15 protein-coding genes are annotated in these 13705 nt (G+C 65.1%); 9 read left to right on the forward strand and 6 right to left on the reverse strand.

What is annotated here, in order from left to right:
* Positions 1-5: 5 nt before the first annotated feature.
* The 3 genes from cysT to GEV37_RS05670 are packed head-to-tail and all read left to right on the forward strand — an operon-like array spanning position 6 to position 2775.
* On the forward strand, positions 6-860 hold the full coding sequence (gene cysT / locus GEV37_RS05660; protein WP_227389277.1) for a sulfate ABC transporter permease subunit CysT: 855 nt from the start codon (positions 6-8) through the stop codon (positions 858-860).
* On the forward strand, positions 860-1687 hold the full coding sequence (gene cysW / locus GEV37_RS05665) for a sulfate ABC transporter permease subunit CysW (RefSeq protein WP_227389278.1): 828 nt from the start codon (positions 860-862) through the stop codon (positions 1685-1687). Before cysT ends, cysW begins: the two co-directional genes overlap by 1 nt.
* Entirely contained in the window at positions 1684-2775 is a 1092-nt protein-coding gene (locus GEV37_RS05670; RefSeq protein WP_227389279.1) for a sulfate/molybdate ABC transporter ATP-binding protein, read from the forward strand. Before cysW ends, GEV37_RS05670 begins: the two co-directional genes overlap by 4 nt.
* A 22-nt stretch (positions 2776-2797) precedes the next feature.
* Here GEV37_RS05670 and GEV37_RS05675 read toward each other — a convergent pair whose 3' ends face one another.
* A complete protein-coding gene (locus GEV37_RS05675; RefSeq protein WP_227389280.1) occupies positions 2798-3409 on the reverse strand; it encodes an alpha-ketoglutarate-dependent dioxygenase AlkB family protein in 612 nt (203 codons plus the stop codon).
* A 104-nt stretch (positions 3410-3513) separates the two neighbouring features.
* Between GEV37_RS05675 and GEV37_RS05680 the strand changes: the two genes are divergently transcribed.
* Positions 3514-4107, forward strand: a complete 594-nt coding sequence (locus tag GEV37_RS05680; RefSeq protein WP_227389281.1) for a YajG family lipoprotein — start codon at positions 3514-3516, stop codon at positions 4105-4107.
* Positions 4108-4125: 18 nt separating this feature from the next.
* Here the strand turns inward: GEV37_RS05680 and GEV37_RS05685 are convergent, their stop codons facing one another.
* The 3 genes from GEV37_RS05685 to GEV37_RS05695 form a co-directional block, all read right to left on the reverse strand.
* Positions 4126-4773, reverse strand: a complete 648-nt coding sequence (locus GEV37_RS05685; RefSeq protein ID WP_227389282.1) for a class I SAM-dependent methyltransferase — start codon at positions 4771-4773, stop codon at positions 4126-4128.
* A 2-nt stretch (positions 4774-4775) separates the two neighbouring features.
* On the reverse strand, positions 4776-5411 hold the full coding sequence (locus GEV37_RS05690) for a TIGR04211 family SH3 domain-containing protein (RefSeq protein WP_386111942.1): 636 nt from the start codon (positions 5409-5411) through the stop codon (positions 4776-4778).
* 70 nt (positions 5412-5481) lie between these two features.
* Positions 5482-5811 (reverse strand): DUF1820 family protein, encoded by a 330-nt coding sequence (locus GEV37_RS05695; RefSeq protein WP_227389754.1) that lies wholly within the window; start codon positions 5809-5811, stop codon positions 5482-5484.
* A 222-nt stretch (positions 5812-6033) separates the two neighbouring features.
* Between GEV37_RS05695 and GEV37_RS05700 the strand changes: the two genes are divergently transcribed.
* Positions 6034-6789: a TlyA family RNA methyltransferase gene (locus tag GEV37_RS05700; RefSeq protein WP_227389755.1), complete on the forward strand. Its 756-nt coding sequence runs from the start codon at positions 6034-6036 to the stop codon at positions 6787-6789.
* Here GEV37_RS05700 and mscK read toward each other — a convergent pair.
* Positions 6786-10091, reverse strand: a complete 3306-nt coding sequence (gene mscK, locus GEV37_RS05705) for a mechanosensitive channel MscK (protein WP_227389756.1) — start codon at positions 10089-10091, stop codon at positions 6786-6788. The genes GEV37_RS05700 and mscK overlap by 4 nt on opposite strands.
* A gap of 178 nt (positions 10092-10269) precedes the next feature.
* On the opposite strand from mscK, the gene GEV37_RS05710 reads away from it, so the two are divergent.
* The 4 genes from GEV37_RS05710 to GEV37_RS05725 all read left to right on the forward strand — a co-directional run bounded on the left by GEV37_RS05710 (position 10270) and on the right by GEV37_RS05725 (position 12397).
* The gene (locus GEV37_RS05710) at positions 10270-11310 is read left to right on the forward strand and encodes a phospholipase A (protein WP_227389283.1); all 1041 of its coding nucleotides are present in this window, start codon (positions 10270-10272) and stop codon (positions 11308-11310) included.
* 79 nt (positions 11311-11389) lie between these two features.
* Complete coding sequence (locus tag GEV37_RS05715; protein ID WP_227389284.1) at positions 11390-11722, forward strand: ElaB/YgaM/YqjD family protein; 333 nt, start codon at positions 11390-11392, stop codon at positions 11720-11722.
* A complete protein-coding gene (locus GEV37_RS05720; RefSeq protein WP_227389285.1) occupies positions 11722-12120 on the forward strand; it encodes a phage holin family protein in 399 nt (132 codons plus the stop codon). The genes GEV37_RS05715 and GEV37_RS05720 overlap by 1 nt, the downstream gene beginning before the upstream one ends.
* On the forward strand, positions 12101-12397 hold the full coding sequence (locus GEV37_RS05725) for a YqjK-like family protein (protein WP_227389286.1): 297 nt from the start codon (positions 12101-12103) through the stop codon (positions 12395-12397). The genes GEV37_RS05720 and GEV37_RS05725 overlap by 20 nt, the downstream gene beginning before the upstream one ends.
* Positions 12398-12442: 45 nt before the next feature.
* Here GEV37_RS05725 and GEV37_RS05730 read toward each other — a convergent pair whose 3' ends face one another.
* Positions 12443-13627: a BaiN/RdsA family NAD(P)/FAD-dependent oxidoreductase gene (locus GEV37_RS05730; RefSeq protein WP_227389287.1), complete on the reverse strand. Its 1185-nt coding sequence runs from the start codon at positions 13625-13627 to the stop codon at positions 12443-12445.
* Positions 13628-13705: the final 78 nt, after the last annotated feature.

A 13705-nucleotide genomic window follows, 5' to 3' on the forward strand; every position in this document is an offset into this window, starting at 1 on the left:
AAGCCATGCGATCGTTGACCTTTCGCCGATCCGGCAGCACACGCGTGCTGCCGGGGTTTGGCCTGTCCATGGGAATCAGCGTCACCTTCGTTTCGCTGGTACTGCTTTTGCCGATCACCGGGCTTTTCGGCCAGCTTTCGACGCTGAGCCTGGCCCAGTACTGGGCGATCATTTCAGAGGGCCGCGTAGTGGCAAGCTATCTGGTCACCTTGGGCGCGGCGGCGGTGGCGGCGCTGGTCAACGCGGTGTTCGGCCTGCTGCTGGCCTGGGTGCTGGTGCGCTACGAGTTTCCGGGCAAGCGTCTGCTCGATGCGCTGATGGATCTCCCCTTCGCGCTGCCCACCGCCGTGGCGGGTATTACGCTGGCCACCCTCTATGCCGGCAACGGCTGGATGGGCGAGCTTCTGGCGCCGCTCGGCATTCAGGTCGCCTATACCTGGGTCGGGATTGCGCTGGCCATGGCGTTCACCAGCATTCCTTTCGTGGTGCGCACGGTACAACCGGTGCTGGAGGATCTGCCCAGCGAGATCGACGAGGCGGCGATGTCGCTCGGCGCCACCGACGCCGTGGCCTTTCGCCGGGTGATCATGCCGCACCTGTGGCCGGCGCTGGTCACCGGCACCGGACTTGCCTTCGTGCGCTCACTCGGTGAGTTCGGCGCGATCATCTTCATCGCCGGCAACATGCCCTATGAAACCGAGATCACCGCGCTGATGATTTTTGTTCGCCTGCAGGAGTACGACTACGCAGGCGCCTCGGCGATTGCCTCAATAGTGCTGTTCACTTCGCTCGCGCTGCTGCTGGCCATCAACGTCTGGCAGGGGCGCTTCGTTCGCCGCCTGCATGGAGGGTCCACCTGATGCGTCGTGTCGGAGACGCGCCGGCCATTCGGCGCCTTCTCATTACCGCCGCGGTGCTGCTGTCAGCGCTTTTTCTGCTGCTGCCACTGGTGGCCATCTTCGCCCAGGCGTTCTCCCAGGGCGTGGCGGTGTTCTGGACCAACGTCAGCAACGTCTACACCCTGCACGCCATCGGGCTGACGCTCGTGATCGCACTGCTGACCATTCCGGTGTGCCTGGTGTTCGGCGTGGCGCTGGCCTGGCTGGTCACCCGTTTTCGCTTCCCCGGACGGCGCATTCTGCAGACGCTGATCGACATCCCGTTTGCGGTATCACCGGTGGTGGCGGGGCTGGTGTACCTGCTGCTCTACGGACGAGGCGGCTGGATCGGCAGCTTCCTCGATGGCCACGACATCCAGCTGATGTTCGCCTGGCCGGGCATTCTGATGGTGACGATCTTCGTCACCTGCCCGTTCGTCGCCCGCGAGCTGATTCCGCTGATGCAGGCCCAAGGTACCCGCGAGGAGGAAGCGGCGGTGACGCTCGGCGCTTCCGGGTTCACCACCTTTCGGCGGGTCACGCTGCCCAACATCAAATGGGCGCTGTTGTACGGGGTGATTCTGACCAACGCCCGGGCGGTGGGTGAGTTCGGCGCGGTGTCGGTGGTCTCCGGAGCGATTCGCGGCCAGACCAACACCCTGCCGCTGCATCTCGAGCAGCTTTACCAGGATTACAATGCGGTCGGGGCGTTTTCGAGCGCGGCGCTGCTGGCGCTGATCGCGCTTCTGACGCTGGCGGCCAAGGCCGCTCTTCAATGGCGCGCCACCCGCCGCGAGGCTTTCTCATGAGCATACAACTGCACAACATCGCCAAGCACTTCGGCAGGACCCAGGCACTCGAGCCGATCGATCTCGACATCCAGGATGGCGAGCTGGTCGGCCTGCTGGGCCCGTCGGGTTCGGGCAAGACGACGCTCTTGCGTATCATCGCCGGGCTCGAGAGCGCCGATACCGCGCCCACCGCCGGCAGGATCCTGTTCGGCGAGCGCGACGTGACCCACGTGCACGTGCGCGACCGGCGCATCGGCTTCGTCTTCCAGCACTACGCGCTGTTTCGCCACATGAGCGTGTTCGATAACGTCGCCTTCGGGCTCACCGTGATGCCACGCCGCGAGCGCCCCTCCAAAGGCGAGATTCGCGCGCGGGTGCTGCGGCTGCTCGAGATGGTGCAGCTTGCACACCTGGCCGACCGCCTGCCCGCCCAGCTCTCCGGCGGCCAGCAGCAGCGGGTATCGCTGGCTCGCGCCTTGGCGGTCGAACCGGACGTGCTGTTGCTAGACGAGCCCTTCGGAGCATTGGATGCCAAGGTGCGCCAGGAGCTGCGCCGCTGGCTGCGCCGGCTGCACGAGGAGCTCGGCTTCACCAGCGTGTTCGTCACCCACGATCAGGAGGAGGCGCTGGAGCTTTCCGATCGCGTGGTGGTGATGAGCAATGGCCGCATCGAGCAGATCGACACGCCCGAAGCGCTCTACCGCGCGCCGAAGAACCGCTTCGTGTTCGAGTTCCTGGGTGAGGTGAATCATCTGGAGGGCCGGGTACAGGATGGCATGCTGCGCTGTGGCGATGCCCAGCTCAACGTCAACCTGCCCGACGGCGACGAGGAGCTGCTGCTGCGACCTCACGAGGTACGCCTGGCCCCGAGCTTCGAGTCCGGCGTGCACCTGCCGGTCACCGTGACGGCAATTTCGCTGGTCGGTGCCGAGGTGCGCGTGGAGCTCGAGGCGGACTGGCTCGCGGCGCCCTGGCTTGCCACCGTGCGCCACGCGGATTTCGAACGCCTCAAGATCCATCGTGGCCAGCGCCTTTATGCCCACCCGCGCCAGTGGCATCGCTTCAAGGATGAAACGGCGCGCCCGCGTCAGGCGCCCGCCTCCTGAAATGCCCTTGACCTGACACGCCTCAGCGCATCTGCCGGAAGGTCAGGTTGACCCGTGCGCTGCGGCTCTTGCGGGTCTTGGGCAGGGCGTGCAGCCAGTGGGTCTGGGTCTCGCCCTGCATGATCAGCAGGCTGCCATGGGCAAGTTCGAGCGACACCCTTTCGCCGCTCGCCTTGTGCTTGAACGAAAAGCGCCGCGCATCGCCCAGGGTCAGTGAAGCGATGACCCCATCCGGTACCAGCGTTTTCTCATCGTCGCTGTGCCAGCCCATGCCCTCCTCGCCACTGTGGTACAGGTTGCAAAGGCACGCATTGAACGTCGTCTTGCTTGCCTTCTCGACGTGGGCCTTGAGTGCGAGCAGGCAGTCGACCCAGGGCGAGGCCACTCGGGTCTTGCCGGAGTAGGCGTAGGGCATCGCCGCATCGGCGTACCAGGCGATCTTGCGTCGGGTGACGATCTCACGGCCGAACATCGTCACTCGCTCGTGCTCCCAGTCGAGCTCTTCCAGGCAGCGCGCCAGCGCCTCGCTCGCCGACCCGACGTCGAGCACGCGCTCCAGGTAGTACGCCTCGCCATCCTGCGGCAGACGATTGGGGAGTCGTTCCTGCTGGGCGTAAAGGTCGTCGTGAGACATTCTGCTTCCATCGTCGAAGGGATCGTCGAAAGGCGTGAATCGGGGCATTACTCAAGCCAAGTCGCCACGTTATACTGCGCTTTTGGCCACTTTGGAGAACTCCCATGCTGCGGCGTCATTTTCTTGCTCTCTCGTCGGCACTACTTGCCGGCGCCTTGCTGGCCGGCTGCGCCAGCCCCCAGTACCTTCAACTGAGCCCGGAGCGCACCGCCCAGGTGCCCCAGGTCGGGTCCGGCCAGCAGGTGAGCGTGGCGGCGGTCGATGCCCGCGAGAGCGAAGTGATCGGCACGCGCGCCGGCGGCAGCATGTCCACCGCGCAGATCACCGTCAACAGCCACGAAGTGATGCCGCGCCTTCAGGAAGAAGCCGAGCGGGCGGTGCGCGAAATGGGCTTCAACCCCGTACCCGGCACCAACCCGGACGGCCCGAGCCTCACTCTGGAGCTAGCCAGCCTCCATTACGGTCAGGGCGACAGCGGCCAGCCCTTGGTGGACGAAGCGCGTATCGAAGGGGTTTTCCGCGCCATCGTCAAGAACAAGAGCACCACCTACACCGGTACCTACACCTCAAGGCGCACCCAGGGCTACGCCATCAAGCCCGGTGAAGCCGCCAACACCCGGATGATCAACGACCTGATGAGCGATGGCCTCAACCGCGCGTTCAGCGACCCTGAGCTCGCCCGACTGCTCGCCCGCTAGTACGTCTTCCGGCGCGGGTCATTTCGGCCCGCGCCGCGTCAAGCGCCACACCTGCTCGGCGACGCCGCGCGCGTCCGGACCGGTCTCCTCGAGGCACGTCACGGCGAAATTACGCTCGAAAAGCGCCTCGATTTCCTTTCCGCGAACGCTGTAGGGCGGCCCTTCACCGTCGTTTTCGTGTGTCACGCCGATCAAGAGCCCTTCGACACCAGGGGGCACCAGCTGGGCGAGATGGAAGGCGTAGCGCTGGCGGGTGGCCGGCGGCAGTGCGATCAGCGCGGCGCGATCGAAGAAGGCGCCGAGCTCGAAGGCCTGGTGGATATGCAGGTGAAAGAAGTCACCGCACCAGAGCTCGATAGTGCCCTGGCGCGTGACCTCGAAGCCGGGCAGGCGATAGCGCGATACGCCTTCCTGGGACTGCGCGGTGAACTGCTCCACCGCTTCCGGGGCGAGCTCCACCCCCAGCACCGGATGGCCGGCCCTGGCGAGCCAGCGCATGTCGAGGCTCTTGCCACACAGCGGCACCAGCACCTTGGCCCTTGGAGCCACGCCCAGCGTGGGCCAGTAGCGCACTAGCGCCGGATGCGCAGCGTCCTGGTGAAAGCCGATTCGCCCTTCCCGCCAGCGCTGGCGCCACGGGTTGTCGTGATCGTGTTCGTCGTGCACGCCTAGAACCAGCGATCGCGCTTCTTGCGCCGACGCGGCAGGTGCGGAACGATCAGACCGACCAGCAGCCCTGCGCCCGCGACACCGCCACCGTACATGAAGTAGCGCATCAGCAGATCCTCCTCCTGGGTATCCAGGCGGGCCTGAAGGGCGCGGATCTGTTGCCGAGAGCGCTCGGCTTCGCTGTCGAGTTCCTGGTTGCGCGCCTCGAGATCGGCAATGCGCTGTTCGCGGGTCTGCAGCGTCTCCTGGGTGGAAGCCACGCGCTCCTCCCAGGTCTCGTTGATGCCATCGAGCTCCTGGGTGAGCTCCTCGACCTGCTCCTCGAGCTCGGGCAACTGCTCGCGGGCGCTCTGGGTCTGCTGCAACTCGCTGCTCAATACCCAGACCGCATCGCCGCCGCTGCCGCGCACGCGAGTGTAGTCACCGCTTTGCTCGAGCACTTCCACCTGCTCGCCGGCGTTGAGCGTTCCTACGATCCGATAGCCATCGGTGGGGCCGCTGCGCACGAAGGTGCTCAGCTCTTCGCTGACCCACGCCTGGTTATCGGTCTGAGCGAAGGCCGAAAGACTCACCGCGCTCATCAAAAGCCCCGCACCGGCGAGACAACCACTTAAACGACGCTTTTTTTCTTGCATGACTCAAAGTCCTGATCATTGACACATGCGCTCACCACGACCGCGCGCGAAACGCGCGACGCTCGAGCGCCTACCCTTCTCCCCGAGGGGGAAGCGGAAAGGGACGGGGAAACTCCGCGACACGGGTGTCGCTCTTGACGACCTTCAGCGGGCCTTCGCGCTCGACCTCGTCGATGCGCACGATGGCGTTGAGCGGCAGGTAGCTACGCTTGACACCGTCGAAGGTGCGCTGCAACTTCTCTGCGCCCGGGTCCACCACTACCCGTGAAGCATCGTCGAAGACAAACTCCTCGACTTCAATAAAGCCCCAGAGTTCGCTTTGAAAGATTTCTCTGACGTATAGATCCCACACCTCACCCTGCTGGTGAACCACTACCCGGTAGATCGGCTTGGCCGCCATCTTGGCCTTGTCCTCTTGCCATGTGAAGGTCATAACCCGCCCTCTAGCCTACCATACTCTGCTGCCTGCCCCTCACTGTCGCATGCCCTGCACGCCAGGCCGCCCCGTCTCCCGGAAGCGACCGACTTTTATGTATAATCCCGGCCGAGGCGACAGCCCTCGAGCCCCCCCATGCGAACGACCCTCGCGATGGCCCGCTTCCCTACCGATGCCCGGTGTGACATGACACGACTCGACCAGCTTTTGACAAGCCTGGGGCTTGCCGATTCCCGCACTCGCGCCCAGCGCCTGATTCGCAACGGCCGGGTGCGCCTGGCAGACGGCACGCCGCTCACCAAGGCCTCGGAGAAGTGGCCGGCCGACACCCGCTTCGTCATCGGCGACGACCCGGAGGAGCGCTACGTATCCCGCGCCGGGCTCAAGCTCGAGGGCGTGCTCGATGCACTCGAGCTACGCCTGGACGAGTTGGGCGTGCTCGATGTCGGCCAGTCCACCGGCGGCTTCACCGACTGCGCGCTGCGCTTCGGCGCCCGCCACGTGATCGGCGTGGAAGTGGGCCACGGCCAGCTCGCCCCTGTGCTTCGCGAGGACGCTCGCGTGACCTGCCTGGAAGGGCTCAACGCCCGTACGATGAGCCAGAGCGAGGCTCTAGCGCGCGCGCTCTCCGAGCGCCCGATCGAGCTTGCGGTGATGGACGTATCGTTCATCTCCCAAACGCTGATCATCCCCGAGATCGCCGCACTGCTGCCGCCGGGCGGAAGGCTGCTGTCGCTGGTTAAGCCGCAGTTCGAGCTCGACCCCGGGGCGCTCGACAAGCGCGGCGTGGTCAGGGACCCGGCCCGTTTCGACACGGTGAAAGCGCGCGTGGTCGGCGTGTGCCGCGACCACGGCCTGGCGGTGTCCCACTGGCAGGCGAGCCCGATCACCGGCGGCGATGGCAACCGGGAGTTTTTATTGCTGGCGACCAAGGATCTCTAGCCGAGCGATGCCGGCGGCAGCTCCTTGGCCGTTTGCACCTTGACCGGTTCGGACTCGTCGCGGTGAAGCCACACGTCCATCTGCTCGAAAGCGATGCGAATGCCCGCCTCGCGCAATAGCTCCTCCACTCGGCAATTCACCTCGTCGGCGGCAAAGAGCCGGTCGACCAGGTCGTTGACGAAAATGCGCAACTCGAAATTGAGGCTGTACGGGCCATAACTTACGCAGAACACTTGCGGCTCCGGGTCGGCCAGCACCCGGGCGTTCTCGTCGGCGGCCTGGCGCAGGAGCTGGTGCACCCGGGTGAGATCCGAGCCATGGGCCACGCCGAAGGTGAGCACCACCCGCGTCACGTTGTCGGACAGCGACCAGTTGATGAGCTGGTCGGTGACGAAGGTCTTGTTGGGGATGATGATTTCCTTGCGATCGAAATCGGTGACCGTGGTGGCGCGGATACGAATCCGGCTGACGGTGCCGTGCAGGTTGCCAAGCGTAATGGTGTCGCCGATGCGGATCGGCCGCTCGAACAGGATGATCAGCCCCGAGATGAAGTTGGCGAATATCTCCTGCAAGCCGAAGCCGAGCCCCACGCTGAGCGCGGCCACCAGCCACTGCAGCTTGTCCCAGGAGACACCCAGGCTCGCCAGCGCCATGACGATACCGGAGCCCACGATGGTATAGGACAAGAGCGAGGTGATCGCGTAGGCACTGCCCTGTTTGAGCGACAGCCGCGAGAGCACCATCACCTCCAGAAGCCCCGGCAGGTTGCGCGCCATGATGAACATCACCGCCACCACCAAAAGCGCCGTGAACACGTCGGTGAGCGACAGCGCGCTGCCGACCAGATCGCCGTCCTCGGCATCCCACAGCGAGACCTGGTCGAGATACCCGAGTACGGTCAGAAGGTCCGACCACACCAGATACAAGAGCGCGAGGAAGGCGATCAACAGAATCAGCTTGGAAAGCCGCAGCGACTGGATATTGATCTTCTCCATATCCAGCGGCGGCTCCTCGACCACCTCGAGCCCGCCCTCGGCGCCCTCCTGCACCTGGGCGCGGCGACGCGCCAGCGCCCGGCGGTAGGCCAGCCGACGCGCGGCCACGGCCAGGCTTCGTACCACCGTCGCCTCGACGATGATCCAAAGCCCCAGGATGTAGAGGGTGATGGCGAAGCGCCCCACCAGACGCAACGCGGTGTACTCGTACCCCCAGGCGACCAGCCCGGCCAGCACCAGCGGCACCGCGGCGATGGAGAGCCCCAGCAGCAGCCGAAAGAGACGCACACCGAAAAACGGCACGTGGGCGAGGATCAACTTGGCGAGCCACGCGCTCATGGCGCACAGCGCCAGGAAGAACAGCCCCAGCGCCACCGGGTACTGGGCCAGCGGCGTCTGCATGGGCGCCGACAGCGTGGCGATGAACACCACCAGCGACAGTGCCATGCCAAGCCCACCCAGCAGCTTTCTGAGCATGGCGTTGTAGCCCGGCGACCAGGTGAAGTGACGCTCGGCAACGCCGTCGGGAACCAGAAGCCGCCTTCCCCAGGCGATCGCTCCCCAACTGAGCGCCAGCTGCAGGAAAGCCATCGCCAGGCTCGCCGCGCGGGGGTCCTCGGTGGCGTTGAGGCCCACCCCCACCCCGGCCAGCACCAGCGGCCCGGGAATCGCCAGCAGCGCGTTGAGCAGCACCGCCTTGGGCGTATGGCCCTGGGTGTCGCTCTTGAGCCGACCGATCTGGGAGTGGATCAGCGCCAGACGCGCCTTGATGCGCGGGCGCAGCCAGGTCAGCAGCAGGCTGATCAGCACCAGCGGCGCGCCGGCCAGCACGTCCCAGGAGAGCCACGGCCAGCGGGTCGGCAAGAGGCTTCGCCACTCACCTTCGCGCCACTCGTTTTTCAGGTTGGCGGGCAGTTGCCGGAGCCAGGCGAGGTCGAGCGGGCGGCTGTTGGCGACCCAGAAGAGCTGCTCGTCGATGGTGGTGCGCAGGCTGCGGGTGATGTCGAGAAGCTGCTGCTGGTTGAGCTGCAGCTCAATGGCGGCGCTCAAGAGCTCCCCATAGGCCTGCTCGAGCTGCTCGACCAGCTCCCGGCGCGACTGATAGAGCCGCGAGAGCGAGTCGACTAGCGCCGGGGTGACCTCCACATCGGCCTCCTCCAGACGCTGGGTGGCCAGCCGCTCGCCCTGGCGCAACTGGTCGCGCTGGCGAATCAGGTCGAACTGCTTCAGGCGCAGGTCGGCGATCTCGTCTTGCAGGTCGCGCCGGGGGGCGATGCTGGGCAGCGACTGGCGCTGCTCGGTGAGAATCCGCGACAGCAGCTGGCTGCCACGAATGGCGTCTAGCTGCTCGTTGAGGCTGCGCTGGAGCTGGCGCACGTGGTCGAGCTGGCGCTGCGCCTCGATGTTCTCGCGCACGATGCCATTGGCGCGATCGGTGGCGCGCAGAAGCTCGAGGCTCAGCGACTGGTTGATCTCTTGGGCGCGCAGTACCACCGGGTGGCCCTCGGCGATCAGCGGATCGTCCCGGGCGGCGTCGGCGATTGCCTGTTCCGACGCCAGGCGACGCTGGCGATCGATGGCGCCCTGCAAGAGGTTGAGAAGCTGCTCCTGCTCGTCGATCTGCAGCGACAGCAGGTCGCGACGCTGCTGGGCGAGCTCGCGCAGGCGACTGTTGGCACTCAGTTCGCGCTGGTTGAGCGTCACTTCGCGCTCGGCCACCGCCCGGTCGAGGCGAAGCTGGATCAGGTTGGCGTCGTTCTGGGCGGAGAGCTGGCGGTCGGCCACCCGCTGCTCGCGCTCGTCGACCTCGCGGCGCAGGCTCTCGCTGCGCTGCAGGGCATCGGAGATGGCCTGCTGGGCACGCTCGGGCAGAGTCTGGGCGGCGAGCAGCTGGGAGCTGGCATCGGCCAGTTGACTCTGCAGTTGCTGCAGCGTCACCACCGCGTCGGCCTGGCGGCTTTCCAGGCTCGCAAGCGGCGTGTCGCTCAGATCCTCGACGTTGAGCGCCTGGCGCTCCTGCTCGGCGTCGTCGAGTTCGCGCTCGAGGCGCAAAAGCAGTTCCGGGGCGTTGGCGATGCGCTGCTCGAGCGAGGCCAGGCGCTCCTCCATGCCCTCGAGGCGCTCGTAGCTTTCCAGGGCCGCCTCAATCGCCTCCAAGTCGCGCTGCTGGGCGGGCGTGAGCTCGGCCTCGCCGGTTTCCAGGGCATCTAGGCGTTCGGCCAACTCCTCCCGGGCGGGCACGCCTTCGACCTCGGCGGCCATGGCCGCCGGCGCCGCTACCATCAGCGTGACCAGCACGCCCCACATCCACCGCCTCACCACATTCTTCACCACGTCGTGTATGCCTCACTGGCTGCGTGCACCGCTGCAACGGCGACATTGTCGGAGGTAATCGATGCTTTCGCAATCAGCAGTGGTTGACTTAAACGGCCAGCCTGTATAGAAAGCCCTGTTGATTCCCTATCTACCTTCGCGAGCCCTCCTCATGGTCACCCGACACCGGTTACTAGCAGCTCTTTTCGTGTTTGTCGGCACCACGCCGATGGCGTCGAACGCCCTGGCACAGTCCGCGGACACGCAGGAAGCCATCGAGGCCCGCATTCGCGCGCTAAACGTCGAGCTTTATCAGCTTCGCGAGCAGCTCCAGCAGATCGAGGCGCCAGAGCAGAGTGCCGCCGGCATTCCCGCCGAGCCCTTGCCCGAAGAAGCCGCGCTGGTGGATCTCAACGAGCGGCGCCTGCTCGAACAGGAGTCTACACGCAACCCGTTCGCGATCACTACGCACCGTACCAACTACATCTTCCCGTTCAGCTACAACAACAAGGTCAACGAGCAGAACTTTCGCGAGATCACCGACGAGAACGGTCCGGACAACGTCGAGGTGAAGTTCCAGTTCAGCGCCAAGTTCAACCTGGCGGAAGATATTTTCGGCGACGTGGGCGACGTCTACTTCGCCTACACCCAGCGCAGTTGGTGGCAGGCGTACAACACCGACGCCTCCTCGCCCTTTCGTGAAACCAACTACGAGCCCGAGATTTTCATCGACTTCGACAACGCCTGGACGGCGCTTGGCTGGGTGAACACTCGCAACCGCGTCGCCTTCAACCACCAGTCCAACGGTCGCTCCGACCCGCTGTCGCGCAGCTGGAACCGGTTCTACTTGGAAAGTACCTTCCAGCGCGGTGACTGGGCCGTGACGCTGGCGCCCCACTGGCGCGTGCCGGAATCCGACGGCAGCGACGACAACCCGGACATCGAGCGCTACATGGGCTATGGCGACATCCGCGTGGCCAAGCGACTCAACGGCAATCACGAGATCGCCACCCAGTTTCGCGGCAACCCGTCCGCCGGCAACTACGGCACCCAGGTGGACTACAGCTGGCCGGCGTTCACCAATCTTCGCGCCCATCTGCAGTACTACTACGGGTACGGCGAGAGCATGATCGACTACGACAACCGCGTTCACCGTTTGAGCATCGGTTTCAGCCTCAACCCGATGTTCAGCGCCACCGGTCTTGACCGGTAGGACGCCGAGTTGTCTATTCGATGATGACTGCTATGCTGGATAGGGTCATCATTTCATTCACCCGTCAAAGGAAGACAACATGGCTAAGCGCAACTCCGATAGTTCAGCACGTGCCGATCAACTCAAGAATGACCTGCGTTATCTGAGCGAAACTGTGGAAGAGCTGGTCAGTGCCACATCGAAGGATGCCAGCGGTGAGATGCGTGGTCTGCGCGAGCGCGCCGAGCGTCGTCTGAAAGAGACCCGCTCCCGCCTGGAAGCCGCTGGTGAGAGCCTCTACGAAGACACGCGTGATTCGCTCTCCCAGCAGGTCGACTGCTGCGACCGCTACGTACGCGAAAACCCCTGGACGAGTCTGGGCATCGGCGCCGCCGCCGGCCTGGTAGCGGGTCTGCTGCTCGGTCGTCGCTAATGGCCTTGGGCCCTACCCAACGCGTATTCTCTGCCGCCAAACGCCTGCTGAAGTCACTGGTTGCCAACAGTGAAACCCGCCTGCGTTTGGCGGTTCTCGAACTCGAGGAGGAACGCGCTCGTCTTCTGGTTCTTTTCATGCTGGCAGGCGCCAGCCTGCTGCTGCTCTTGTTGGGTATCGCGACCCTGACCGCGCTGGTCATCGTCTACTTCTGGGATACCTACCGCATCACCGCCATTGCCATCAGCGCAGGTGCGCTCATCTTCATGAGCCTTCTGCTGGCCGTGATCGCCCTACGTCAGGCGAAAAGTCATACGCTGTTGAAGGAGACGCTCAAGCAACTGGCGGCGGATCGTGCGCTTCTGGAGGCCAACGACCATGACTACCCCAACAAGTGACGTGAAACTCAGCCGTGCCGAACGCAAGGCGACGCTGCTCGCCGAGCTCGAGCGCCAGCGGGTCGATATCCTGGTCGACAGTGATTATCTGCTCCAGGCCGCCTCTCCGCTCGAAAACGGCTGGGGCCGATTGAAGCTGCCGCTCTACGCCGTGGGGGGCATCGCTGCCTGGCGTATCCTGCGTCATCCCGGTGGCGCCATGGCTGCGGGTCGTAAGGCATTGGCAGGTTACATGCTGTTTCGCAAGCTCAAGCTGCTGGCCAAGATCGCCACCTGAACGAGGGCGCGGTTCTCGCGCCCTTTCATTTGATGCTTTCGTCTCTTACAGCGCTTGCGCGCAGGCCACCGCGCTCGACCACGCCCACTGGAAGTTGTAGCCCCCCAAGCGGCCGGTCACGTCCAGCACTTCCCCGATGAACCTCAGCTGCGGCATGCCTTTGACCTCAAAGGTCTTCGACGAGATCGCATCGGTGTCGATACCCCCCATGGTCACCTCGGCGGTGCGCCACCCTTCGGTGCCCGAGGGTTTGAGCGTCCAGGCGTTGAGCCGCTCGGCCCACTGCTCGAGCGCCTCGTTCGAGAACTGCGCCAACGGCACCTGGGTCTGCGCCTCGGGATACCATTCGATCAACGCCTGAGCAAGGCGTTTGGGAAACTGCTCGCCGAGCCAGGTCGAAAGCAGACGTCTGGGCGCTTGGGCGCGCGCTTCGAACAGCAATTCCCGCGCCGAGCGCTTGGGCAGCAGGTCGATGGTAAGCGTCTCGCCCGGCTCCCAGACGCTCGAGATCTGCAGCATCGCAGGCCCTGATAGCCCCCGGTGGGTGAAGAGCATCGGCTCGGCGAAGCCCTGGCCACCATGTTCGACACTCACCGGCACGCTCACCCCGGACAGCGCGCTCGCCCGCGCCTTCCAGCCATCGCTCAGGGTGAGCGGCACGAGCCCCGGACGAGTCGGCAGGACCTCGAGACCGAACTGGCGGGCGATCTCGTAGCCGAAGCCGCTCGCGCCCAGGGTGGGAATCGAAAGCCCTCCGGTGGCGACCACCAGCGCGCCGGCATCGATGCGCCCGAGGGAGGTTTCCAGGCGCATGGCCCGGCCTGCGCGCTCCACCCGCGTGATGGTGGTCTCGAGCGATACCTCGGCCCCCGCCCACTCGCACTCGGTCAGCAGCAGTTTGACCATCTTCTTGGCGGAGTCGGCGCAGAACAGCTGGCCCGGCGCCTTCTCCACGTACGCAAGGCCGTGGCGCTCGACCAGCTCGACGAAGTGCTCCGGGCGGTAGCGCTTGAGCGCGGAGATGCAGAAGTGCTGGTTCTGGGAGTAGAAGTGGTGCGGCGCGGTATCCAGGTTGGTGAAGTTGCAGCGTCCGCCGCCGGACATGAGTATCTTCTTGCCCGCCTTGTTGGCATGATCGAGCACCAGCACGCGCTTGCCCGCATAGCCTGCCTGGGCGGCGCACATGAGCCCTGCAGCTCCTGCGCCAATGATCACGACATCGAATACCATGCGGCGCCCCTCGATTCACTATAAAGTCGTGCATTCTAGCAAACTCAAGGGGCGATGCTCCCGCGCGGCGTTGCATTA

The organism is Vreelandella malpeensis (genome assembly GCF_020622355.1).
In the GTDB taxonomy this organism is placed as follows: Bacteria; Pseudomonadota; Gammaproteobacteria; order Pseudomonadales; family Halomonadaceae; genus Vreelandella; species Vreelandella malpeensis.